35 protein-coding genes and 1 tRNA gene are annotated in these 20030 nt (G+C 60.6%); 22 read left to right on the top strand and 14 right to left on the bottom strand.

Features of this window, described 5'->3' with window-relative positions; all coding sequences use genetic code 11:
- Positions 1-18: 18 nt before the first annotated feature.
- From BN2476_RS37035 to BN2476_RS37040, 3 genes are all read right to left on the bottom strand, one after another.
- A tRNA-Gly gene (locus tag BN2476_RS37035) sits at positions 19-94 on the bottom strand.
- A 160-nt stretch (positions 95-254) separates the two neighbouring features.
- Positions 255-425 carry a hypothetical protein gene (locus BN2476_RS46790; RefSeq protein ID WP_160111826.1) on the bottom strand — a complete coding sequence of 57 codons (171 nt, stop codon included), beginning with the start codon at positions 423-425 and terminating at the stop codon, positions 255-257.
- A complete protein-coding gene (locus BN2476_RS37040) occupies positions 425-604 on the bottom strand; it encodes a hypothetical protein (protein ID WP_087739163.1) in 180 nt (59 codons plus the stop codon). The genes BN2476_RS46790 and BN2476_RS37040 overlap by 1 nt, the downstream gene beginning before the upstream one ends.
- 621 nt (positions 605-1225) lie before the next feature.
- Here BN2476_RS37040 and BN2476_RS37050 point away from each other — a divergent pair.
- Genes BN2476_RS37050 through BN2476_RS37060 form a run of 3 tightly spaced genes read left to right on the top strand, consistent with a single transcriptional unit; the run spans position 1226 to position 3008 of the window.
- Entirely contained in the window at positions 1226-1981 is a 756-nt protein-coding gene (locus tag BN2476_RS37050; RefSeq protein ID WP_087739165.1) for a hypothetical protein, read from the top strand.
- Positions 1978-2385 carry a YoqU family phage-derived protein gene (locus tag BN2476_RS37055; RefSeq protein WP_087739166.1) on the top strand — a complete coding sequence of 136 codons (408 nt, stop codon included), beginning with the start codon at positions 1978-1980 and terminating at the stop codon, positions 2383-2385. Before BN2476_RS37050 ends, BN2476_RS37055 begins: the two co-directional genes overlap by 4 nt.
- Entirely contained in the window at positions 2382-3008 is a 627-nt protein-coding gene (locus tag BN2476_RS37060; RefSeq protein ID WP_087739167.1) for a hypothetical protein, read from the top strand. Before BN2476_RS37055 ends, BN2476_RS37060 begins: the two co-directional genes overlap by 4 nt.
- 144 nt (positions 3009-3152) lie before the next feature.
- Here BN2476_RS37060 and BN2476_RS37065 read toward each other — a convergent pair whose 3' ends face one another.
- From BN2476_RS37065 to BN2476_RS37075, 3 genes are all read right to left on the bottom strand, one after another.
- The gene (locus tag BN2476_RS37065) at positions 3153-3380 is read right to left on the bottom strand and encodes a hypothetical protein (protein WP_087739168.1); all 228 of its coding nucleotides are present in this window, start codon (positions 3378-3380) and stop codon (positions 3153-3155) included.
- Positions 3377-3754: a RyR domain-containing protein gene (locus BN2476_RS37070; RefSeq protein WP_087739169.1), complete on the bottom strand. Its 378-nt coding sequence runs from the start codon at positions 3752-3754 to the stop codon at positions 3377-3379. Before BN2476_RS37070 ends, BN2476_RS37065 begins: the two co-directional genes overlap by 4 nt.
- 626 nt (positions 3755-4380) lie before the next feature.
- Positions 4381-4788 carry a hypothetical protein gene (locus tag BN2476_RS37075; RefSeq protein ID WP_087739170.1) on the bottom strand — a complete coding sequence of 136 codons (408 nt, stop codon included), beginning with the start codon at positions 4786-4788 and terminating at the stop codon, positions 4381-4383.
- Between the two features lie 163 nt (positions 4789-4951).
- On the opposite strand from BN2476_RS37075, the gene BN2476_RS37080 reads away from it, so the two are divergent.
- The 10 genes from BN2476_RS37080 (at position 4952) to BN2476_RS37125 (ending at position 10661) form a co-directional block, all read left to right on the top strand.
- On the top strand, positions 4952-5245 hold the full coding sequence (locus BN2476_RS37080) for a hypothetical protein (RefSeq protein WP_087739171.1): 294 nt from the start codon (positions 4952-4954) through the stop codon (positions 5243-5245).
- Complete coding sequence (locus BN2476_RS37085; RefSeq protein WP_087739172.1) at positions 5242-6279, top strand: helix-turn-helix domain-containing protein; 1038 nt, start codon at positions 5242-5244, stop codon at positions 6277-6279. The genes BN2476_RS37080 and BN2476_RS37085 overlap by 4 nt, the downstream gene beginning before the upstream one ends.
- 10 nt (positions 6280-6289) lie before the next feature.
- Positions 6290-6577, top strand: a complete 288-nt coding sequence (locus BN2476_RS37090) for a helix-turn-helix domain-containing protein (RefSeq protein WP_087739173.1) — start codon at positions 6290-6292, stop codon at positions 6575-6577.
- A 16-nt stretch (positions 6578-6593) separates the two neighbouring features.
- Positions 6594-7139, top strand: coding sequence for a hypothetical protein (locus BN2476_RS37095; protein ID WP_087739174.1), 546 nt, complete (start codon positions 6594-6596; stop codon positions 7137-7139).
- Positions 7140-7236: 97 nt separating this feature from the next.
- The gene (locus BN2476_RS37100) at positions 7237-7677 is read left to right on the top strand and encodes a hypothetical protein (protein WP_087739175.1); all 441 of its coding nucleotides are present in this window, start codon (positions 7237-7239) and stop codon (positions 7675-7677) included.
- Complete coding sequence (locus BN2476_RS46795) at positions 7674-7838, top strand: hypothetical protein (RefSeq protein ID WP_160111827.1); 165 nt, start codon at positions 7674-7676, stop codon at positions 7836-7838. Before BN2476_RS37100 ends, BN2476_RS46795 begins: the two co-directional genes overlap by 4 nt.
- A complete protein-coding gene (locus tag BN2476_RS37105; RefSeq protein ID WP_087739176.1) occupies positions 7835-8497 on the top strand; it encodes an ERF family protein in 663 nt (220 codons plus the stop codon). Before BN2476_RS46795 ends, BN2476_RS37105 begins: the two co-directional genes overlap by 4 nt.
- A complete protein-coding gene (gene ssb, locus BN2476_RS37110) occupies positions 8494-8931 on the top strand; it encodes a single-stranded DNA-binding protein (protein WP_087739177.1) in 438 nt (145 codons plus the stop codon). The genes BN2476_RS37105 and ssb overlap by 4 nt, the downstream gene beginning before the upstream one ends.
- A 69-nt stretch (positions 8932-9000) precedes the next feature.
- Positions 9001-9909 carry a ParB/RepB/Spo0J family partition protein gene (locus BN2476_RS37115; RefSeq protein WP_143811131.1) on the top strand — a complete coding sequence of 303 codons (909 nt, stop codon included), beginning with the start codon at positions 9001-9003 and terminating at the stop codon, positions 9907-9909.
- Between the two features lie 515 nt (positions 9910-10424).
- Positions 10425-10661, top strand: coding sequence for a hypothetical protein (locus BN2476_RS37125; RefSeq protein WP_087739180.1), 237 nt, complete (start codon positions 10425-10427; stop codon positions 10659-10661).
- A 30-nt stretch (positions 10662-10691) separates the two neighbouring features.
- Here BN2476_RS37125 and BN2476_RS37130 read toward each other — a convergent pair whose 3' ends face one another.
- Positions 10692-10898: a hypothetical protein gene (locus BN2476_RS37130; protein WP_087739181.1), complete on the bottom strand. Its 207-nt coding sequence runs from the start codon at positions 10896-10898 to the stop codon at positions 10692-10694.
- 135 nt (positions 10899-11033) lie between these two features.
- Here BN2476_RS37130 and BN2476_RS37135 point away from each other — a divergent pair, with 135 nt between their 5' ends.
- The 9 genes from BN2476_RS37135 to BN2476_RS37170 all read left to right on the top strand — a co-directional run bounded on the left by BN2476_RS37135 (position 11034) and on the right by BN2476_RS37170 (position 15186).
- Entirely contained in the window at positions 11034-11537 is a 504-nt protein-coding gene (locus tag BN2476_RS37135; protein WP_087739182.1) for a siphovirus Gp157 family protein, read from the top strand.
- A gap of 14 nt (positions 11538-11551) precedes the next feature.
- Positions 11552-11953, top strand: a complete 402-nt coding sequence (locus tag BN2476_RS37140; protein WP_087739183.1) for a recombination protein NinB — start codon at positions 11552-11554, stop codon at positions 11951-11953.
- Positions 11954-12035: 82 nt separating this feature from the next.
- A complete protein-coding gene (locus BN2476_RS37145) occupies positions 12036-12356 on the top strand; it encodes a Ref family recombination enhancement nuclease (protein WP_268958000.1) in 321 nt (106 codons plus the stop codon).
- Positions 12357-12397: 41 nt separating this feature from the next.
- Positions 12398-12712, top strand: coding sequence for a hypothetical protein (locus BN2476_RS37150; RefSeq protein ID WP_143811132.1), 315 nt, complete (start codon positions 12398-12400; stop codon positions 12710-12712).
- Between the two features lie 25 nt (positions 12713-12737).
- Positions 12738-12896 carry a hypothetical protein gene (locus tag BN2476_RS46800; protein ID WP_160111828.1) on the top strand — a complete coding sequence of 53 codons (159 nt, stop codon included), beginning with the start codon at positions 12738-12740 and terminating at the stop codon, positions 12894-12896.
- 115 nt (positions 12897-13011) lie between these two features.
- Entirely contained in the window at positions 13012-13566 is a 555-nt protein-coding gene (locus BN2476_RS37155) for a YfbR-like 5'-deoxynucleotidase (protein ID WP_087739186.1), read from the top strand.
- A gap of 1 nt (position 13567) precedes the next feature.
- Positions 13568-14035 (top strand): hypothetical protein, encoded by a 468-nt coding sequence (locus tag BN2476_RS37160; protein WP_143811133.1) that lies wholly within the window; start codon positions 13568-13570, stop codon positions 14033-14035.
- Positions 14036-14053: 18 nt separating this feature from the next.
- Complete coding sequence (locus tag BN2476_RS37165) at positions 14054-14308, top strand: helix-turn-helix transcriptional regulator (RefSeq protein ID WP_235851131.1); 255 nt, start codon at positions 14054-14056, stop codon at positions 14306-14308.
- 611 nt (positions 14309-14919) lie between these two features.
- The gene (locus BN2476_RS37170) at positions 14920-15186 is read left to right on the top strand and encodes a hypothetical protein (RefSeq protein WP_087739188.1); all 267 of its coding nucleotides are present in this window, start codon (positions 14920-14922) and stop codon (positions 15184-15186) included.
- A gap of 284 nt (positions 15187-15470) precedes the next feature.
- Here the strand turns inward: BN2476_RS37170 and BN2476_RS37175 are convergent, their stop codons facing one another.
- From BN2476_RS37175 to ssuD, 7 genes are all read right to left on the bottom strand, one after another.
- Positions 15471-15722: a hypothetical protein gene (locus tag BN2476_RS37175; RefSeq protein ID WP_087739189.1), complete on the bottom strand. Its 252-nt coding sequence runs from the start codon at positions 15720-15722 to the stop codon at positions 15471-15473.
- 55 nt (positions 15723-15777) lie between these two features.
- A complete protein-coding gene (locus BN2476_RS37180) occupies positions 15778-15978 on the bottom strand; it encodes a hypothetical protein (protein WP_087739190.1) in 201 nt (66 codons plus the stop codon).
- A gap of 272 nt (positions 15979-16250) precedes the next feature.
- Positions 16251-16580, bottom strand: a complete 330-nt coding sequence (locus BN2476_RS49575; RefSeq protein WP_160111829.1) for a hypothetical protein — start codon at positions 16578-16580, stop codon at positions 16251-16253.
- A gap of 40 nt (positions 16581-16620) precedes the next feature.
- Positions 16621-16836, bottom strand: a complete 216-nt coding sequence (locus BN2476_RS37190) for a TOBE domain-containing protein (RefSeq protein WP_087739191.1) — start codon at positions 16834-16836, stop codon at positions 16621-16623.
- Positions 16837-16882: 46 nt separating this feature from the next.
- Positions 16883-17899: an ATP-binding cassette domain-containing protein gene (locus BN2476_RS37195; protein ID WP_087739192.1), complete on the bottom strand. Its 1017-nt coding sequence runs from the start codon at positions 17897-17899 to the stop codon at positions 16883-16885.
- Complete coding sequence (ssuC, locus tag BN2476_RS37200) at positions 17896-18735, bottom strand: aliphatic sulfonate ABC transporter permease SsuC (protein WP_087739193.1); 840 nt, start codon at positions 18733-18735, stop codon at positions 17896-17898. The genes BN2476_RS37195 and ssuC overlap by 4 nt, the downstream gene beginning before the upstream one ends.
- A gap of 62 nt (positions 18736-18797) precedes the next feature.
- Positions 18798-19955 (bottom strand): FMNH2-dependent alkanesulfonate monooxygenase, encoded by a 1158-nt coding sequence (gene ssuD / locus BN2476_RS37205; RefSeq protein WP_087739194.1) that lies wholly within the window; start codon positions 19953-19955, stop codon positions 18798-18800.
- Between the last annotated feature and the right edge of the window lie 75 nt (positions 19956-20030).

The following is a 20030-nucleotide window of genomic DNA, read 5'->3' on the forward strand; positions in this document are numbered from 1 at the left end:
CGGGCGCGGCTTTGAATATGGAGCGGGTTATCGGATTCGAACCGATGACATACAGCTTGGAAGGCTGTCGTTCTGCCAACTGAACTAAACCCGCCATGAACTCTCACGACTGGCGACTGACCGTTCGCGCCGACCTAGCGCAGCTATGATTCCCGTCAGTTAGGCGTCGCCATCCGGGAAGCACAGTCCCCGGTCGGTCTAGACGACCATTTAGCACCGCCATGCGTGAGAGGCCCGCCGAAGCGGGCTCGAAACTACATTTCAGACTCCGCCAACATCGCCTTGATGTTGACTATCTGACGCTGCCATCGCGCGATGTACCACTCGATACGATCGAGCGCCTCGCGGTCGTTAAACGTATCGCCACTGAAGAAGCCCGCGTCGATACTGTCGGCGGCGTCTTCAGCCCACTGGCGCAACGCCATTAGGCCGCGGGCGCGATGCCGAAGTGATTTCGCGCGATCGCCTCGATCTTTTCGAGGATATGGATCGGCGCGAATTCGAATTCCTTGATTTCGGCCTTAAGGCGCTTCATCAGGGGCGTTTCGACGACCTCCGTATCGGCGGGCGCCGCGGTCGTCGCGTTCGTTGCTGCATCGGACATGCTTGCTCCTCTTCTGTTTCTGCTGTGTGCGCTGTGGACTCCAGCGCTCACGGTGCAAGGCGAATACGAGCGCGAGGCGCCGATTCGCCGCTTCTACAGGACGCGGCATTCATTTCGCAACGCTTTCCCCGCTGCACGATTCGCCCCCATCAAGTAAAAAGGCCGCTCCCCACAACAGGAAGCGGCCCAGCCCGACACCGAGGAGAACCGTTCAGATAGACTATCGTTACGGTAGCTGAATGGTATTGGAACCCCGTAAAGCCGTCAAGCGTTTTCCGCCAAATTCCCCCTAATCGGTAGCTCACCGCACGAACACATATGAAATTCGTTGCATGACGGCTACCAAATTGGTATCTTTGCCCCGCAGACGTAAAACTACCGATACGGGAGCTTTTATGCGTGATGCGAAGAGCCAGCTTACGAAGAAACTGACCGAGGTCGCCGGAAGCGAACCGACGTTTGTAGAAGCCCGACCGGACGGATTCATCGCGTTTTTCGGCGATGAGCTGTCCGCACTACGGGTCGCATACCACTACCGGAAGAAGAAGGTCACTTGCAGTCACCGCCGAGCGCTGCGCGTTTGGTCTGTCACAGTCCGCAACCAATAACCGAGAGAACGTCATGACCGTCGAAACAGCTATCAGCCTTTCCGAAGATCAAAAAACCGTAGCCAAGAAGAAAATCGTCGACCTAAGCCAGGCGGTCGGAACCCTTCACCGATACATCGAAGAAGGTCGTCCGATTGATGTCGAATTCGCGAAAACCGTCGCATGCGTCACCGAATACAAGCTCAGCGATCTGTGCAAAACACTCGGTATCGAGACGTTCGGAACGAAGGAGCGCGAAGAACGTCACGCAAAACTCCGTGCCGCCAATCTGGAGATTCACGAATTACAAACCCAGCTTGGCAAGACGCTAAGTCCGGAAGCGACACAAGAAGCGATCAAGAACATCGCCGCGCATCTGAATAAGTGGTGGAACCTCGACGGGTTCGGGTATGTTCACGACCTCGAATTCGGTCAGTATGGTGTGTGTCATGGTCGCTTTTCGTGCAGCCTTCACGGCACGTTCCGACTCATCGACTCTGATACCCCTGTCTCTGACAAGGAAAACAAGGCTACTTGGATTGATAGCCTGCGTGAGCGAGGATTCGAACTCATCAAGGATGGACGTGAATGGGCGATCCTCGATTGCGATACGAGCCGCAAAGCGATAATTGATCTGTTCGCCGAGCGCATTCCGTCGGCAAAGGTCGTCAAGTTCGACAACTACAACCGCACCCGCGCTGGAGACTTCGTCCTGAGCAATGCGGAAGTTTATATTTATAAGCTCTCTGAAATCCTCGCGCTTCCCATCCCGGCTGAGGAGGCGCAATGACGACGAAGATCGATCGCGCCGTCCACGCGAACCAACTTATCCGCGTTATCGCCTCGCATGGTCGCCGCTTCTTCTACTGCGTGCCGACGGATCGCTATGCCCGAATCGAACTTGACCCGCGCGGTCGCGTTTGGTTCATCGACGACTATTCGGCAAAGCCGATCTACACGCACAACTATGGGAACTGGCGCGGGTTCACGCACGGCGGGACGCTCCGCGACCTCGTCGACGATATGCGCGACTACATCATGACGGGAAAAAGAATCGGAAGCTGGAAGATCACGCGCCCGCGCGAGGACGGCTCGAATACTTGGGGCTATGACAAGGAATCTGCCGAGGCGGTCCGTAATGCCGCATTCCTGCTGCCGATCGTCGACGCCGACCACATCAGAGGCCATGCATGAGCTACACCCAACTCTCAGACAGCACGCCGATTGCCCGCAAGAATCACCACTGCTCATGGTGCGGCGAGCGCATCGAGTCAGGCTCGATGTACATGCGCACAGCGGGAATCAACGACGGCGACTTTCAGGTCGGGAAGTTTCACCCGGAATGCGACGCCGCGGCGACTGACGAATTCCGCCGAGACCCCGGCTTCGAATATCTTCCCTACGACAACGAACGGCCCGAGCGCGTTGAGCCGCGCGACTATTACGTCATCAGCGTCCACCATACGCGCCGAGAGGATCGATACATCCTTTTGTGGCGTCCGGACAATAAGGGCTATACGTATCGCGCGTCGACCGCTGGCCGATATTCCGCTGAGACGATCCGCGCGCATCTTGGCTACTACAATTGCGGATGCAGCAATATCGCGGTCCCGACTGGAATACTCGACGCGCTAACCGTGATGACGACTCCCGCCGATCAGTTCGACGGCGCCGACGGCCCCGCGATTCTCAACACGCGCGCGAAGTGGCGAATCCTTCTGGCGAATGTCATAGAGCCAACGAAATACAAGCCCGAGCCGATGTTTAACCGCGCGCCGCTTACCGACTGGGAGCGCCGGGAGCTTGGCTATACGTAATCGCCCAACACTTCACGCAATAACCCGAGAGCCCGACGGCGGACCGGCAATGTCGGCAACTGCCCGAGGGCTCTTCTGTTTCTACCGCACACGTCGACGGCGGCTTCGTCGGCGGGATGACCGCCTCGCCCTCGACGACAGCGCTCACAGCTTGAACGCCTCGTTAAGCGGCCCCGGAAGCTCCCGGATGTACTGCACGACCCGCCAACACTCGACCGCCTGTTTTACGCTGACCTCGACATCGTCGGGCCATGCTCGCGCCTCATTGAGCGTATGGAGCGCCTCGCCCAGTTCGGGCGCATGTACATGGAGCTTCGGGACATGACGGTCGATGTCCGCCTTCAGCGCCGATGCGATCTGCCGAACCGTCACGCGGCCTCCGCCTCTTCTTCGTCTTCAGGCTCGCGAATGCCGAGCGCACCGCGCACGACGGCGACCATCAGAGCGTCTCGCGTCTGGACTTCGCGCGGGAGCGCGGCGTATTCGATCAGGTGCGGATGCGTCTTCGCTTCCGTGTCGAGCGCGTCGCCTCGCGACCAGCCGAGCCGCGTCATTTCACGGACCCATTGCTCATGTGTCGACTCGGGCGTCATGAAGCCACCAGCGACAGCACGAACGGAAAAGATCGCGCCCTCGCGTGCTTGCGCCGACGCCTTCTCCCACGAAGGGACTTCAGTCTCACCGACCGACATTCGATACGCGCGCTCGACCTCATGCACCACTCGCGCGACTTGCGTTACGTTCATTTTCGATCCCTCAAAATAGATATACGGCTACCGAACCTTTAACATTTGAAACTATCGTTTCGGTAGCCAATACGGCTACTTCGAGGGATTACCCTAACTTCTGGCTATTCCTCAGATTTTTGGTTTTGCGTTGCAGATGCGCAACATGCGAAAAGGGCCGTGACGTCGAAACGTTACGGCCCTTTCTTGGGAAAACGGGAAAAACCGGCTTCCGCTACCGAAACGATAGCGGAATCGTATTGGAGTGGCGAGGAGACGTCAAGCAAGCCCAGTTCGTCCCCTTCGCGCTCGATCGCGCGTCAGTGTTGCTGCTGCGAGGCTGTGAATTTCGGGGACCTGACTCTCATCGACCGCACTCAACATGCGGACCAAATCCCTTACTGTTTCTTCCTCTGCCAAGGAAAGCGGCGGTCCTTTTTCATTGCCCCCTCTGACCGGGTATGCGCTCCCTACATTTTTTAGGGAGACCCCTCGGGATACTGCTTCTTCTATCACGTTCACGGCTCCGTTTCGAACGTCGGTTTTTGTTTCAACACCACTAAACAACTACCGACATGGTAGCACTTCACGGAAACGTTTTGTTACCAAACACACATAAAAATACAACGTTGTTACCGGGCTACGAATCAGTCTTTCTTCGCGCCGGTCATTTTTTCCCGAACGATCTTCATAACCTCGGCGGCGCCTTCTTCGCTACCGCTCTTCAGCAGTTCGACTACCATCGCGACGACTTCTTGCTTCAGCGGAGAAAGATTCTCAACTGATTCTTCGGAATGGGTCTCGTCCATCCAACCGCGAGGAAGGCCCATTGAGTCCTCGATCTTCATAGCCGTCTTGTCGCCGATCGGCTTGCGGCCTGTGTTGATGTGCGAAACGAACTTATCCGAAATATCAAGCTGTTCCGCGAAACGCTTGAGCATGCCGCGATCAGGCTCGGAGGGAAGCGTCTGACGGACGCGCTCCTTGAACTGCTCAAACAGGAAAAGGAAGTTTTCACGACGAATTTCCTTGACCCGCGCTTCTTGGTTTTCCACTTGGTTCTCCCCGGATTTGAATGCGTTGTAACTGCGAACAGGCGCAGATTACCATATCGGTAGGTTTTGCGACTACCCCACAGGTAGCGACAAATGCTAGACACCGCACGCCGCTTTCCTTTAAGCTACCATTTCGGTAGCTGAACTAGGAGGCGATAAATCGATGCTTACCGCAATCGAGTTTTGGAAGAAGGTCGGAACGCCGAAGGCCCGCGAAGTGTGCGGCCTCGCCGGAACAACCTTCGAATATTTTGAACACATCGCGCACAGACGCAAGCGCCCGAGCGAGGCTCTCGCGGACGCGATCGCAAAGGCCGCATTGCACCTGACGGGGTTCAAGGTCGATGCAGCTTCAATGCGTTCGCCCATTGGCGAGACAGCGGAGAGCAAGCGGGAAGCTCGTCGCAAAGAGCGCGCAGCAGCGTTCGCCGCTTCACTTGCGGAGGCGGCCGTATGAGCTTTGATGCACTCGCCTGGGCATGGAATCAGAAGACCGGTAGCTCGGGCCGAAAAGCTACGCTGATGGGCGTCGCCCAGTTCGCCGACGAGGACGGCTATTGCTGGCCGGGACAACGCATGCTTGCCGAGTACACCGAGCAAGGCGAGCGGACCGTCCGCGAGCATCTCGTCTGGCTCGAATCAAACGGCTATCTGTCTCGTTGCGCCCGCAAGCGTCCGGACGGCACGAACGCAAGCGACGCGTACTACCTCAACCTTGAAAAGCCTCCCGCCGAATTCAAGACGAAGCGGAAGAAGCAACCGGCAGATTTCGCCGCAAGCGAAAAGCCGAAGAACAACCGGCAGAATCCGCCGACGGCAGATTTCGCCGACGGCGAAAAACAGCAGAACCAACCGGCGAAATCTGCCGGACATGAACCAGTCATAGTTAAACCTAAAGGTTTAACTGAACCAGTCAGCACGGCGCGAGGTTCGCGCCTCCCCAACGATTGGACTATCAAACCGGAATGGATCGACTGGACGACCCAATCGACGGCCCGCTTCGCTGAAGAACTCGAAGCATGGAAAGGCGGAGCATGGTCCGTGCAACACACGCTTTTTGAGTCCGAGAAGTTCCGCGACTATTGGTGCGGCGTCGCCGGGAAGGCTGCGAATAAAACCGACTGGCCGGGAACGTGGCGCAACTGGGTCCGGAAAGCCGGTCCGATGAAGACCGCGAAAAACGGCGGACACGGCGCATGGTGGGCAAGCGACGAGACCGCACTCGCGAAGGCGATTGAGGTCGGAGTCGGCCCGGCGTTGCAGACCGAAAGCCGTGACGCATGGCATGCGCGCATTCGCGCTGCGATCGAGAACGGCGGGAAGCCGCCCGCTCCGCGCCCGATGCTGACCGCTACGCCACAAATGACGCTGCCGAACGAGTCCGAGAAGCGCGGCCCGTCGGAAGTGTCACGCGCGTCCCTGTCCGAATCTCTCGCCATGCTCCGCGCTCGCAACGCGGGCGCATTGGCTCATCCGTCGCAGCAACCCTGAAGGAGCCGCAATGATCGCCTCGACTAGCGTTGATTCGCTGATCGCACACAAGGAGTCCGGGAAGGCCGCGGGACAACGTCTTGCGATTCTGAAACACCTTCGCGAAGACCCGGCACGCGCGATGAGCCGGAACGAAATCGCGCGCTTCTTCGACCTCCCGATCCAGTCCGTTTGCGGGCGCATCGGAGAGCTGAAGGAGCAAGGTCTCGTCATCGAGGACGCACCGAAGTTCGATCCCGGAACGGAGCGCATGGTTAAGCCCGTCCGCGCCGCACTCGACCCCGTCACGACGCACTAACCCGGAGGCATACGCAATGCAGGGCAAGCCGCTTAAGCAATTCCCGTTGTTCAAAAGCGTCGATCAGGCGCTGGCGAAGGCCTACGAGGTCCGCGCCGCATCGGGCGTCAAGGTCGCTTCTTACGGCATTCAGACCGCCGCGAGTAGCTCGACCGATCGACTGAGCGCGACGGACCGACTCACAGAAGCAACATGGGTGATTCAGGTCGTCGACGCGACGCTCAACGAGGCGCAGCGCGCCTACGTGACCGGGACGTATGACGGCCTCGGCGTCGATCGGGACGACGCGCTCGATCTGCTGACGCGCACATATGCGGAAATCGCACGCCGCGCAACGTTGGTTCGCGAACTTCTCATCCGCGAATTTGATTTCGGCGAGACCTACTCGAAATCGCTCCCGCAAATCGCGCTCGAATGCCAGGTATCGCTAAGCACCGTCGAGAAGTCAGCACGCAAGGCCCGGTCCATCATCAAAGGGCTACAAAGCGAGGTCGAGGCCGCACTTCGAGCGACATTTGAGCCACGCGGATGGCTCCGCGCCCGAGAGTTGAAAGCGGCCTGAGCGATGCCAGCGCGAAAGTAAGTTTTTGCTTGCGCGTAGACTACCTTTTCGGTAGCATTAAAAACACTCCAAACAACCCGACACGGGAGATTTGAGGATGGAAAACCTGTCTTACCCCACTGCCGTCAATACCGAAGCGGCTCGCGTCGCAATTCGGGAGTCTGCCGCACGCGCTCAAGCTGGCATTCTTGCGCCCGCATTGGCTACCGAAACGGTACTTTCTCGCCGGATCGGGTTTAACGAACTGATTGCGCATGCACGCGCGTCGACGGCCCATAACCTGAACGTCGCGAAAGCATGCCGCTACTTCAACGATCAGCACGCGAGTCAAGCGGTCGGCGAAGCGGAGCGCGTCGAGAAGCTCGTCGAGCATCAGATTGCCGCGATCGAGGCATTCCCCGAAATCTTCCGCCTCCTCGCTGACCTCGCGACGGAACCCGAGCGCCGCCGCGCCGCGTTCCCGCATGAGACGCGTCCCGAATGGATCGCACTCCTCGCGGGCCGAGCCGCAACCCTTCTGCATCAACTCCAGCGATGAGCGAACGGTCGGCGAAGTTCGCCGACTGGATCGTCGCCGCGCTGATTGCAGTCGCGATCGGCGCGATCGCTGGACACGAATCCTTTTCGGCTGATAGCAGAAAACAAGCCCCGCAAGAAGCGCGCGGGATTCAAACCAAAATGGAACGACTGAACACATGAAGCACGTTCATACCGCGATCAAAAACGTCGTGAAAGCAATTTCCGTCGAAGGCATCGCGAAGTCCGGACAAAACGCCGAAGACGGCTACTCGTTCCGCACGATCGACGACATCCTCGAAAAGCTGTCGACGCTCCTCGCGGATCACGACCTCCTCATCCTACCGACCGTCATCGAGCGCGAATCAGTCGAGCGCCGCACGGCTACGGGCATGGCGCTTTTCTTTGCGACCGTTCGCGTCCGCTACGACTTCACGTCGACGATTGACGAAAGCGTCGCATCGGTCGAGGTCTACGGCGAAGCGATGGACACCGCCGACAAGGCGACCAATAAGGCCATGACAGCCGCATACAAGGTCGCTGTGACGCAAACCTTCTGCATCGCGACGAAGCACAACCTCGACGCCGACGCGACGACTCATAACGCCGCGGCCCGCATGACCGAGCAAGAGCGCACGAAGCATGAACGCGCGATTCTCGCGGCGCCGAATGCGAAGGCCGTCACGAACGCCCATAAGCTCGCCGTCGCTGCCGCCGTGCGCGTCGCTGACGCTGAAGCTCGAACGGCTTTCAACGAAGCGAAGAAGAAGCGCACCGCCGAGCTTGCCGAGTCGAAGGGCTCGTCGACCGAACAGAATCCTGCGGAGGCGACCACCAAATGAGCGTCAACAAGGCAATTTTAGTCGGCAACCTCGGCGCCGATCCGGAAATCCGCTACATGCCGAGTGGCGACGCGATCGCCTCGATCCGCCTCGCGACGACCGACCGCTATCGCGACAAGCAAAGCGGCGAAATGAAAGAGATTACCGAGTGGCATCGGGTGAGCTTTTTCGGGAGGCTCGCCGAAGTCGTGAAGGAGTACACCCGAAAAGGCTCTCAGGTCTACGTCGAGGGAAAGATCAGGACACGCAAATGGCAAGCGCAAGACGGTAGCGATCGCTACTCGACCGAGATTGCCGCGCTGACCCTTCAACTCCTCGGCGGACGCCCTTCCGGTGATCGAGGCGACTCCCGCAATGAACGCGGCTCGCAGCAAACCGGATCGCGTCACTCGATGGGGGAAAACGAAATTCCTGACGACGACATCCCCTTCTAGCAGTAACCGACGGGCGCCTCGGCGCCCACTCTGACACCGCTTAGTAGTCCACACCGACGAGAGATAAAAATGGAACAAATTCAAGAGATCGTCCCCGGCAACGTCAAAGACGTTATGCGCACCTTCAAGACGGGCGTCGCAGACGTCTACATGGTCAGACTCGACGCGCTCCGCGTCCGCCCCGGCTTCAATGCGGCTCGCGAGGCCGATCCGGAATATCCGCTCGCCGTGCGCGAATATGCCGAGTCGATGAAGGCTAACGGCTTCTTTCGCCACAAGCCGCTCAAGGTCTCCGCGGCGTCCGACGGCTTCCTCTACATCGCCGACGGTCATACGCGCTTCGCCGCCGTGCAACTCGCGAACAGCGAAGGCGCCGGCATTGAGTCAGTCCCGGTCATCAACGAAATGCGCGGCACGACCGAAGAGGACCGCATTTTCGGCCTGATCCTCGACAACAACGGGCGCAAGCTGACGCCGCTCGGCGAGGCAATGGTCATCAAGCAACTTCTCGGGCGCGGCATCGAAGAGAAGGAAATCGCCCGTCGACTGGGCTACTCGGTAACGACCATCGCGAAAGCGCTGACGCTCGTCGCTGCCCCGGCGCCTATCCGTGAAATGGTCGCATCCGGCGAAGTGTCGGCGACGACGGCTGTCAAGGCGATCAAGGAGAACGGCGCCGAGGCCGTCGCAGTCCTCGAAGAGGCGAAGGCTACGGCGAAGGCCGCGGGAAAGACGAAGGTCACAGAGAAGCACCTGAAGCCGAAAGCGACGCCGAAGGTCGAAACGCCGACGATCAGCGAAACGGATCGGCTCAACTGGATCGAGGTACGCCGCGACGTCGCAATCCGTCAATGGTATCGAGAAGGACAAGTCGCCTTCTGGCAGATAACCGACTCCAGCGATGAGGTTATCGCCGAAGGCCCGACCCTGCGCGAAGCGATCGACAACGCGATCGAAGCAACGAAGGACGAGGGCTAAGTCAATGGCGCGCTTCCACGTCCGATGCCGGAAATGCGAGACGCGCCGCGTCTTGCCTTTCCACCCTGAACAGTACAACTCGCATGACAAGGCGCCGAAGTGCCGTTGCTGCGGCGAGCGAAATTACCGTCTCGACGCCTGGATGATGAAGCGCAACGTCCGAGCAATGACATGCGCATGCGCCGGTTACTGGTTCTGGCATCGACGCGGAAGCCTGTATTGCTGGCATCGAGCCGACGGCTCGAATCGCTATCCCGGAGACCCGGACTTCGCCGATCGCAATCTAACGGATGACGAAGTCGCCGCGCTGATCGCCGCATGAACACAGTCCCGAAACGAGACTTTCGCGATACGCCCTCGTATGAGTGCGGGACATGCAGGAAGACACACACTCTCCCGCCCTACGTCATATCGCATTGGTTCAAAACCGTTTTACATCACTGCGACGCCTGTTTCGCGATCCACGAAGTAACCGAAGGCGTCGCCACACTTACGACTAAAGGACGGATCACACGATGACCACCACCAACAGCGCCGAGCTTTTCCTCGACAATCGAAAGACGCTCGTCGCCTTCGGCGAATCGATCGCGAACGGCCCGACGGCCGATTCGGTCCAGCTTGCGCGGGACAACGTCCGACACGCGAAGCGCCTCCTCGCTCAAACGGAAATCGAGCATGCGGATAGCCGCAAGGCCGCAAAGCGCATCAAGCGCGCCCGCGAATCCGCCTGGCAACCCGAAGCCGCCAGCTAAGCACGAAGCGGCCCGATTCGTCGGGCCGCGTCATTTCCGATTGACCGTCCGACTGTCGATGATGCTCTCGTCGGCGATCATGCTCAGAAGGTTTTTGAACAGCCCGCCCGCTACGACGGCGCCGACGACCCAGTAGACCCATGTACTGAAAGCGTCGTCCGTGAAATGCCACAGCGCCGCGCCCGCGGCGATCCCGCCGACGATGCTCCCGAGCGCGATCTTTTCGCTTCGCTTCATTGCTTCCCCCGTTCGTGTTTGTCGCCGACTTTACCGCGAACGTGAAAGCGCCGCCACAGCCCGCAAAACCGCTACCAAATCGGGCGCCACTCCACTAGGATAGGCTCCGCCTAAACTACCCTTTCAGGAGCTTCTATGTCGTCCCTTTCGCTTTACAACTTGACTGGACAATGGCTTGCGATGCGCGACCAACTCGCGGACGCTGGCTTCGACGAAACGACGATCACCGACACACTCGACGCCGAGTCGGGCGATTACGACGAAAAGGTCTCGCGCGTTGCGATGGTGATCGAGGAATTCGACGCAATGGCTGAAGCTAAGAAGGCCCTCGCGAAGAAGTTCAGCGAGGAGGCAACACTCCTCGACAATCGCTCGAAATCGCTCCGCGCGTATCTCTCACGCTCGATGTCGGCGACTGGCCGAACCAGCGTCGACCATGAACTGATTCGCGTGAAGCTCTACATCGGACGCGACGAGCAAATCATCATCAGCAACCCGGATGAAGTGCCGATTAATTTCATCCGCACAAAGACGGAAACGTATCCGGACAAGACAGCAATCAAAGCGGCCCTGAAGGGCGGCGGCACGGTCCCCGGCGCCGAGCTTCTGAAGAAAGACCGTCTGAGCCTCCTTCACTGACCGGAGCGGCGACGATGGACAAGAAGATTTTCACGCTCACGGGCACGAATCGACGCCTCGTCGCCGAGGCGATCCGCGACTCGCCAAACGGCCATATGGTCGTCATCAGCGAGCCGACGCGCTCGCTCGATCAAAACGCGCTCCTCTGGCCGCTTCTGACCGAGGTCTCGCGTCAGGTCGTTTGGTACGGTCGACGGCTCACGCCGAATCAATGGAAGTCGTTTTTCACCGCGGCATTGAGCGGCCTCGACGTCGTTCCGAACATCGACGGGACCGGCTTCGTCGCACTGGGCGAGGCGACGTCGACCATGTCGAAGCGGAAATTTTCCGACCTGATCGAACTGATTTTCGCCTTCGGCGCCGATCGAGAGGTCCGATTCGCGGCGCCCAAAGACCACTATCTCGGGCGCCTCTGAGGGCTGTCTTTTTTTCGCCCTTCACGGCTATCGTTTCGGTAGTTGTGTGATATTATCGCTACCAAGTTGGGAGGTTTTGTAGTTGCCAACGCCAACAGCAGCCGAAAGGCGCTACATGGGCAAGGTCGCCGAACTCGGCTGCATCGTCTGTGAGCGCCTCGGACACGAAGGAACGCCCGCGATTGTCCATCACCAGATACGCGGGCGCGGAGGATGGGGGAGGTCCAGTCACTTCCGAACCATTCCTGTATGCCCGATTCATCACCAGCATAGCGGCGTCGGGATACATGACATGGGCGAGGACCAATACCTCGCGATGTTCGGCTTCAGCGAGGCCGAACTCGTCGACGAGGTCCGTGAGCGACTGAAGCAACACCTACCCCCGTCCGAGACCATTCACTGAACGGGGCGTCTCGAATGCCGATTTTGGTTACAGAAAGCGAATTGCTCGACGCGATGGTCGAGGGAAAAAGCTACCGCGTCGACGCGGTCGCGAACCTGATTCCCGACGCTCCGAAGCCCGCCGTTAAGGACGCACTCCTCGGGCTCGTCAAAAAAGGCGACGTCTGGAAAACCTATAACGGCGGTCGATGGGAATACGTCCGACTGTCCACACAGGACTTCGACGACATGCGCACGCGTCGCGCTGACCGCGTCGACATCCCCGAATGGATGCGCGGCTCGCTGACCGGCTATGAGGCGACGCTAGGCCGTCATCGCGCGGTCTGCGAGGCATCCCGAACCCTCTTTAGATCGTAACCATCCGCACCCGGAGACCATCAGAATGTATCCCCGCTCACAACTCAAAAAGTTCTACGTCTACGCCGCTGACAAGCTCGTCGCCGTCGTCAGCGCAATGACGGATCGCGGCGCGATCGCGCAAGCATCCGACCTGACAGGCCACAGCGCGGCGAAGCTCGTCGCGCAAACGACCATCCGCTAACCACTCCACGCGCGCATGAACGGAATCGAAGCCCTCTGCGCAGCGATCGCCGCCGCGGCCCTCCTCGGCGTTGCGATCGCCTACCTCAACGACCGATTCAAGTAACCGAGTGAATATGGACACAACTCAAGCCGCGTCGATTCGACCCGACATCCTCATGTCGAGCGGTCGATACTTCGATTTCCTTCGCCCCGAGGAATCCGAGTTCAGCATCCGGGACATCGCACACGCGCTGTCTAATGTGTGCCGATTCGCGGGCCACACAAGCCGCTTTTACTCGGTCGCTCAGCATTCGGTCTTCGTGAGCCAGATTGTTCCGCCGAGCATGGCGCTCGCGGGGCTGATGCACGACGCCGCGGAGGCATTCGTCGGTGACGTTGCCCGACCACTGAAGCAACTTCTCCCCGATTATCGCGAAGTCGAAAAGCGCGTCGAGCGTGTTGTTATGACTAGGTTCGGCATCAATCTGCCGCTCCCGCCCGAAATCAAGCACGCCGACCTTGTCATGCTCGCAACCGAGCAACGGGACTTGATGCCTCACCACGACGACGAATGGGCTTTGATTTCGGGAGTGACACCACTTCCCGGACGGATCAGCCCTCTCCCTCCCGATGCCGCGTTTATCCAGTTTCTCTCGCGCTTCCACGAACTGATTTCCGAGAAACTCTGACATGCCAGGCACGAAGAAACCCCGCAAGCCGTTTCGCCCTAGCTGGAATCGCGGCGGCGTCATGTTGCGCACTCAGCCTTGGAAGGTCGCCGCAGTCTTCGGCTCGGTCGAGAAAATCCTCGACCAGCTAGACACCGACGGCACGATCACGACCGCGGAAGACGGAACGCCGCTTTTCCGGGACGACAGCGATCAATGTTTCTACGAGATGGCGCCGTCGCTTCGCGGCCTGACCGATGCCTTCGACCTGCACTCGTCGCGGAATACTCGCCCGGTCACGACGGCGGGCCTACTCGCCCTGCTCGCGAAGCTCGAAGCGAAGGAAGAGGTCGACGACGACGACATCGCGATCGCTCGCGAGTCCGTCCGCCTGATGCGCGCCGAGTCGATGAACTTCACGGCGGATTACGCGAATCAGATTGTCCGCGACACGCAAATCAAGTTTGAACTTGAAAGACTCGCCGCTTGAGCGGCCCGAAGGAAGAAAATGAACGCTCTGTTTTTCGTCATGGGATGCGTAGACGGACGCCTCGTCCTGACGCTGGAAGAAACCGCCGACATGCTCGGAATGGCGCTCCAGACCGCTTACAACCAGATTGACGCCGGAACCTTCCCGATCCCGCTCCGGAAAAACGGCCGGAAGTGGGTCGCAGACGCTCGCGACATCGCCGAGTATCTCGACCTTATGCGCAAGGAAGCGCGCGAAGCACACGACGCCCTGAAGAGGAAGCTCGCGGCCTGAGCCCGAGACATTCAGACGAACGAAGCGCGACCTAGTCGCGCTTTTTTCATTTCTGGCGCCGCAATGCCGGTCGGTCCCGTCAAATTCGCGGCTGCTACGCACTGTTACCCCAGTGTTACGCGACGCCCTGTAGAATCGCCGAGAGCCTTACGCAGCGCGGCTCAGCGCGATTACTTCGGTCCGATCCATCATCGGCGCGACGGACACGCGGCGGGGACTGGCAATGGGCTTCGAAGACATGGGGCGCAAGACAGAACGAAAACGACGAAGGAAACGCGAAGTAAAAACGCGAACGACAAACGCGCATGAAGCAAACCGCTCATTTTACCGCAAGCCGCCCTCCCGCCCCTCGTTCCGCGTCGCAACAACCTCGGAAGCCCATGATTTACATGAGGTTTTTCCGAGCGGCAAGACCGGCTTATCAGGGCGCATACACGCGAAATCCCCGTCTGGCGGGCGTCTCAGCATTGTTCCTGATCGAAGAATAGTAATTTCGAATTATCGGCACAAAGAATTGATAGTAGGGGTATACACTGCTTTCCATCGACGTTGCGAACAGACCCAAGCACCACGCAACGTCTTACTGAATCAAATATGACGGAGAGTTCACCATGAAGACCAAGCTTATCGCTGCAGTTCTGATCGCCGCTTCCGCTACGCTGGCTGCCCCCGCTTTCGCAAGCGGCTACGGTCCGGCTCCGCATTACAACCCGACGGCCGGCGCGCCCGCTTCGCAGCAAGGCCAGAGCGCACAGACGCTGGCAGCCGAACAGGCACAGCAAGCCAACGTCGCTTATGGCGGCGTGCAAAACGGTTCTTCGCAAGGCGGCAAGCATGAGCCGCAGACGGGCCCGGGCTCGGTGTTCTTCGGCCACTAAGCCGAAGCTGAGCCAGCAACAGGTTTCGTAGCAGGCAGTACCGCGCAGCACAGGTAGTACGCAGTTCTGGCAGTACCCGGTAGTGTTGAAATGGCAGTTCCAGAAGTGGCAGTACCGCAGTCGAAGCAGTCAAGAAGTACCGTTGATGGTGTAGATGGAAGTACCACGCAGTTGCCGTACCCTGGAAGTACCACGCAGTCTGTTGTTGCAGGTGCAGTCGAGCCGGATGTTCTCCACGGAGCGTCCGGCTTTGTTTTTGCGCGATCAAATGTGATGCCCGGGACTTATCCGCCTGCGGCAAGCAGCTCGGTATTGATCGCTTCGCGCGCCGCCTGAAAGGCCGCTTCGGCGGCGGCGTGCTCCGTCGGCCAGAAGCGGTCGATATGCACAAGCCGCCAGTCCAGCATCACCGCATCGTCCTTGAGCACGCGGAAATGCGCCTTCACGCCCGTCAGCACCTGCTCGACTGCGACCTCCATGTCGAAATCCTTGTAGCGTTCCTGATAGTCGCCCATATCGATGCCTTTTGGCTCCATCGCGCCTCCCACTTTCTTTCCGCAGTGTCGTTTAGCGTCGCCGTTGCGCCCGCACTCAGTCGCAATCGCCGGACAGGTACTTTCTGCCGTCGCAAGTGATTTCGACACCCGCGCCCTTCGACGATTTCGCCACCAGCCCCGCGCCCAGCAGTTCCTTTTCGACGACAGGCTCGACGGCAGGTGGTGGCTGACCCGTCCCGATATCGTTCAGTTGCCGCAAGGTATCGATTGCATCCGCACTCAGGGATTTCGTCATCGCCGCCTCCGCATGCGCTGGGGGCGCACCGCCCGACTGGCGATGCGCCCTTCGACGCTCAATTCATCGCTGAATTCATGCTAGCACTTCCAGCCGGGATTGCAGGCTGCGCGGCGCCGATCGGAAATGGATGCAAAGGGGCCGAAACCCACGCAAATACGCAGAATTTCCACGCAGGGGCGCGGTCTACAAGAGAGCGGCACACGCCGTGCGCAGGCTGGCGCGCACGGCGCCACGGAGCCGAAAAGAAACAGCATGGAGAACGCGATGATTCACACGATCAACACGCCCAGGCCATTCGGGCGAAAGGCATTGGCGCGAATCGGCGCGGGCGTCTTGCTTGCAGCGTCCGCAGGCGTTGCGGCGACGGCGCTGGCGCAGAGCGCGGCGTCCGAATCCGGCGCGCCGATGGTGAAGCGGCCGCCCCCGGCGGCGTCGGGCACCGCGAGCGCGACCAATCCCGACAACATGCCCGTCAAGAAGCCGCGCAAGCCCACCAATGACAAGATGATGCACAACCCGCCCGCCAGCGCGACGAACGCAAGATAGCGCAGCGTCGCCGGCGCGGGAAGCGCGGACGGCGCGCGGTCGCTGGCACGCACGAGACGGTCGCCGGGCGACGCCGCTCACACGCTCAAGCGTTCACAACCTGGCGAGCGACACCTCCGTCGACTTCACGAGCGCGACGACTTCCGCGCCGACCTTCAGTTCGAGTTCGTCGATCGAGCGCGTCGTGATCACCGACGTGACGACGCCGAACGGCGTATCGACGTCGACTTCGGACACGACGGGTCCCCGGATGATCTCCTTCACCTTGCCTTTGAACTGATTACGTACGTTGATGGCGGAAATGCTCATGTCGGATGGCTCCGTGAGTGGATAAAGAGGTTTCGGAGGCCAGCGCTCACACCGCCCAGCGCACGTCGCGCGGATGCACGCTGACCGATTCGCTGATCGCGCTCGCGCCCGCATCGATTGCCGGGGACTCGTGCAGCGCGCGCGTTTTCATCACGCGCTGCAAGACGCGCTCATCGAGTTTCGCGAATGCCGCCGACGCTCGTTCGCGCGGACGCGCGAGCGGCACCGGCTGGTCGAGCGCGATCCGGCCGTCTTCGATCAGCAGAATGCGGTCGCCGAGCGCAACGGCCTCCTGCACGTCATGTGTGACGAGCAACGCGGTGAAGCGATGCTCGCGCCACAGCCGTTCGATCAGCGCGTGCATTTCGATGCGGGTCAACGCATCGAGTGCGCCGAGCGGTTCGTCGAGCAACAGCAGCTGCGGCCGATGCACCAGCGCGCGAGCCAATGCGACCCGCTGCCGCTGGCCGCCCGACAGCTGCGCGGGCCACTCGTTCGCGCGCTCCAGCAGACCGACTTCGGCGAGCACCGCACGCGCATCGTCGCGCGACGAACGGCCGACGCCCAGCATCACGTTCTGCAGCACCGTCTTCCATGGCAAGAGACGCGCGTCCTGAAACATGATCCGCGTGTCGAACGGCCGCGAGCCGTCCGCGCGTTTGTCGAGCGTGCCCGCGCTCGGCGCTTCGAGACCGGCGATCAGCCGCAACAAGGTCGACTTGCCGCAGCCGCTGCGCCCGACAATCGATACGAAGCTGCCACGTTCGATCGACAGATCGAAGTCCGCGAGCACCGCTCGCTCGCCGTAGCGCTTGCCGACGCCGCGCAATTCGACGGACGCATCGAGCGCGTCGCGCGCGGTCTTGCGCAGCGCGAGCGTGTCGGCGTCGCGCGAACGGTCCGTCACGTCGTGCAGCGCATTCGCGTCGCGCTCGACAGTGTCGATAGCGGCAGCCGTATTTTCAGCCGATGTGCGCTCGTGCGCGCGCGGCTGCTGGCGTTGCGCTTCGAGATCGGCGCGTGCAGCGCCGCCGATCGATGACGTCAACGTGCTCGCACTCATGCTTTCGCTCCTTGCTGATAAGCGGGATGCCACCGCAACGACACGCGCTCGAGCCCTTTCGCGAGCATGTCGGCGAGCTTGCCGAGCGCCGCGTACAGCAGAATGCCGACCACGACCACATCCGTTTGCAGAAACTCGCGCGCGTTCATCGTCATGTAGCCGATGCCCGATTGCGCGGAGATCGTTTCCGCGACGATCAGCGTGACCCACATCAGCCCGAACGCGAAGCGCACGCCGACGAGAATCGACGGCAGCGCGCCCGGCAGGATCACGTCGCGATATAGCGCGAATCCCTTCACGCCGTAGCTGCGCGCCATTTCGATCAGATTGGCGTCGACGGAACGGATGCCGTGATACGTGTTCACGTAGATCGGAAAGAACACACCGAGCGCGACGAGCAACACCTTCGCCTCCTCTTCGATGCCGAACCAGAGGATCACGAGCGGAATCATCGCGAGCGCGGGGATGTTGCGGATCATCTGCACGGTCGTGTCGATTGCGATATCGACGGGCTTGAAGAGGCCTGTCGCGAGCCCGAGCACGAAGCCGATGCCGCCGCCGATCGCGAAACCCGAGACCGCGCGCCACGTGCTCACCTTCACGTCGGCCCACATCTCGCCCGACTCGATCAGCGACCATGCGGCCTTCACGACGGCGAGCGGCTCGGGCAGCACGCGCGTCGACAGCACGCCGCTGCGCGCGGCGAGTTCCCATGCGATGAGGATGACGAGCGGCACGATCCACGGCGCGGCCTTGTGTGCGACACGCGCGAACGTGATCCGCGCGAACGTGAGGTAAGTGAGGCTTGCGCGGTCTTTGCCGGAAACAGTCGGCATACACGACTCCTTTGCGCGGGCGATGCGTTCGATCACGCCTCGCCCGTGTGCTTTAGATCAGGTTAGCTTTGCGCCGCCTTCGGCACATAGTTGTTGCCGACGATCTCGCCGAACGGCCCCGACAGCGGACCGTTCGCGCTCGTGCGCTGACGGCCCGGCAGCAGCGGGAACACGAGTTCGGCGAAGCGATACGACTCTTCGAGATGCGGATAGCCGGAAAAGATGAACGTCTCGATGCCGAGGTCCGCGTATTCCTGCATGCGCGCGACGACCTGCTCCGGGCTGCCGACGAGCGCCGTGCCCGCGCCGCCCCGCACAAGCCCCACGCCCGCCCACAGGTTCGGATAGATCTCGAGTTCCTTGCGCGTGCCGCGCTTGCCGCCGTGCAACGCGGCCATGCGCCGCTGGCCTTCGGAATCCATCTTCGCGAACGAGGCCTGCGCGCGTGCGATCGTGTCGTCGTCGAGCTTGCTGATGAGCGTGTCGGCGGCGGCCCACGCTTCGTCCTCCGTCTCGCGCACGATCACATGCAGACGGATGCCAAACCTGATCTTGCGTCCATGTCGCTCGGCGCGCGCGCGAATGTCCGCGATCTTGTTCGCGACGGCATCGGGCGGCTCGCCCCAGGTCAGATACGTGTCGATGTGCTCGCCCGCCATCTCGTGCGCAGCCGGCGACGATCCGCCGAACCACAGCGGCGGATGCGGATTCTGCACGGGCGGATACAGCAGCTTGCCGCCCTTCGACTTCAGATGCTTGCCGATGAAATCGATCGCTTCGCCGCCATGCGCGCCCGTCAGCAGGCCGCGCCAGATGCGCAGGAATTCGTCAGTGATTTCGTAGCGCGTGTCGTGATCGACGAAGAGCCCGTCGCCTTCCAGCTCGGCGGCATCGCCGCCCGTCACGACGTTGATCAGCAGACGCCCGCCTGACAGCCGGTCGAAAGTCGCCGCCATGCGCGCCGACAGGCCCGGCGACGCGATGCCCGGCCGGATCGCAACCAGAAACTTGAGCCGCTGCGTGACGGGAATCAGGCTCGATGCGACGACCCATGCGTCTTCACACGAACGGCCCGTCGGCAGCAGCACGCCTTCGTAGCCGAGCGTATCGGCGGCGACGGCGATCTGCCGGAAGTAATCGTAGTCGGCTGCGCGCGCGCCTTGCGAGGTGCCGAGATAGCGGCTGTCGCCGTGAGTCGGAATGAACCAGAACACATTCATGGGCTGCTCCTGCGTTTGTTCGAGTTGATGTCAGTGGATGCCGGGTGGCTGGCCGGTTGCGTCGCCCGCCTGCTT

This window comes from Paraburkholderia piptadeniae, from assembly GCF_900007165.1.
Taxonomy (GTDB): Bacteria; Pseudomonadota; Gammaproteobacteria; order Burkholderiales; family Burkholderiaceae; genus Paraburkholderia; species Paraburkholderia piptadeniae.

Bases quoted from the DNA above. Each gene is read 5' to 3' on its own strand.
- BN2476_RS37170 (WP_087739188.1), top strand. From the start codon at position 14,920: ATGAAGACCAAGCTTATCGCTGCAGTTCTGATCGCCGCTTCCGCTACG.
- BN2476_RS37085 (WP_087739172.1), top strand. From the start codon at position 5,242: ATGAGCTTTGATGCACTCGCCTGGGCATGGAATCAGAAGACCGGTAGC.
- BN2476_RS37125 (WP_087739180.1), top strand. From the start codon at position 10,425: ATGACCACCACCAACAGCGCCGAGCTTTTCCTCGACAATCGAAAGACG.
- BN2476_RS37195 (WP_087739192.1), bottom strand. From the start codon at position 17,899: ATGAGTGCGAGCACGTTGACGTCATCGATCGGCGGCGCTGCACGCGCC.
- BN2476_RS37165 (WP_235851131.1), top strand. From the start codon at position 14,054: ATGAACGCTCTGTTTTTCGTCATGGGATGCGTAGACGGACGCCTCGTC.
- BN2476_RS37070 (WP_087739169.1), bottom strand. From the start codon at position 3,754: ATGAACGTAACGCAAGTCGCGCGAGTGGTGCATGAGGTCGAGCGCGCG.
- BN2476_RS37080 (WP_087739171.1), top strand. From the start codon at position 4,952: ATGCTTACCGCAATCGAGTTTTGGAAGAAGGTCGGAACGCCGAAGGCC.
- BN2476_RS37135 (WP_087739182.1), top strand. From the start codon at position 11,034: ATGTCGTCCCTTTCGCTTTACAACTTGACTGGACAATGGCTTGCGATG.
- BN2476_RS37140 (WP_087739183.1), top strand. From the start codon at position 11,552: ATGGACAAGAAGATTTTCACGCTCACGGGCACGAATCGACGCCTCGTC.
- BN2476_RS37055 (WP_087739166.1), top strand. From the start codon at position 1,978: ATGACGACGAAGATCGATCGCGCCGTCCACGCGAACCAACTTATCCGC.
- ssuC (WP_087739193.1), bottom strand. From the start codon at position 18,735: ATGCCGACTGTTTCCGGCAAAGACCGCGCAAGCCTCACTTACCTCACG.
- BN2476_RS46800 (WP_160111828.1), top strand. From the start codon at position 12,738: ATGTATCCCCGCTCACAACTCAAAAAGTTCTACGTCTACGCCGCTGAC.
- BN2476_RS46795 (WP_160111827.1), top strand. From the start codon at position 7,674: ATGAGCGAACGGTCGGCGAAGTTCGCCGACTGGATCGTCGCCGCGCTG.
- BN2476_RS37105 (WP_087739176.1), top strand. From the start codon at position 7,835: ATGAAGCACGTTCATACCGCGATCAAAAACGTCGTGAAAGCAATTTCC.
- BN2476_RS37115 (WP_143811131.1), top strand. From the start codon at position 9,001: ATGGAACAAATTCAAGAGATCGTCCCCGGCAACGTCAAAGACGTTATG.
- ssuD (WP_087739194.1), bottom strand. From the start codon at position 19,955: ATGAATGTGTTCTGGTTCATTCCGACTCACGGCGACAGCCGCTATCTC.
- ssb (WP_087739177.1), top strand. From the start codon at position 8,494: ATGAGCGTCAACAAGGCAATTTTAGTCGGCAACCTCGGCGCCGATCCG.
- BN2476_RS37050 (WP_087739165.1), top strand. From the start codon at position 1,226: ATGACCGTCGAAACAGCTATCAGCCTTTCCGAAGATCAAAAAACCGTA.
- BN2476_RS37175 (WP_087739189.1), bottom strand. From the start codon at position 15,722: ATGGAGCCAAAAGGCATCGATATGGGCGACTATCAGGAACGCTACAAG.
- BN2476_RS37100 (WP_087739175.1), top strand. From the start codon at position 7,237: ATGGAAAACCTGTCTTACCCCACTGCCGTCAATACCGAAGCGGCTCGC.
- BN2476_RS37160 (WP_143811133.1), top strand. From the start codon at position 13,568: ATGCCAGGCACGAAGAAACCCCGCAAGCCGTTTCGCCCTAGCTGGAAT.
- BN2476_RS46790 (WP_160111826.1), bottom strand. From the start codon at position 425: ATGGCGTTGCGCCAGTGGGCTGAAGACGCCGCCGACAGTATCGACGCG.
- BN2476_RS37090 (WP_087739173.1), top strand. From the start codon at position 6,290: ATGATCGCCTCGACTAGCGTTGATTCGCTGATCGCACACAAGGAGTCC.
- BN2476_RS37095 (WP_087739174.1), top strand. From the start codon at position 6,594: ATGCAGGGCAAGCCGCTTAAGCAATTCCCGTTGTTCAAAAGCGTCGAT.
- BN2476_RS37190 (WP_087739191.1), bottom strand. From the start codon at position 16,836: ATGAGCATTTCCGCCATCAACGTACGTAATCAGTTCAAAGGCAAGGTG.
- BN2476_RS37130 (WP_087739181.1), bottom strand. From the start codon at position 10,898: ATGAAGCGAAGCGAAAAGATCGCGCTCGGGAGCATCGTCGGCGGGATC.
- BN2476_RS37180 (WP_087739190.1), bottom strand. From the start codon at position 15,978: ATGACGAAATCCCTGAGTGCGGATGCAATCGATACCTTGCGGCAACTG.
- BN2476_RS37040 (WP_087739163.1), bottom strand. From the start codon at position 604: ATGTCCGATGCAGCAACGAACGCGACGACCGCGGCGCCCGCCGATACG.
- BN2476_RS37155 (WP_087739186.1), top strand. From the start codon at position 13,012: ATGGACACAACTCAAGCCGCGTCGATTCGACCCGACATCCTCATGTCG.
- BN2476_RS37060 (WP_087739167.1), top strand. From the start codon at position 2,382: ATGAGCTACACCCAACTCTCAGACAGCACGCCGATTGCCCGCAAGAAT.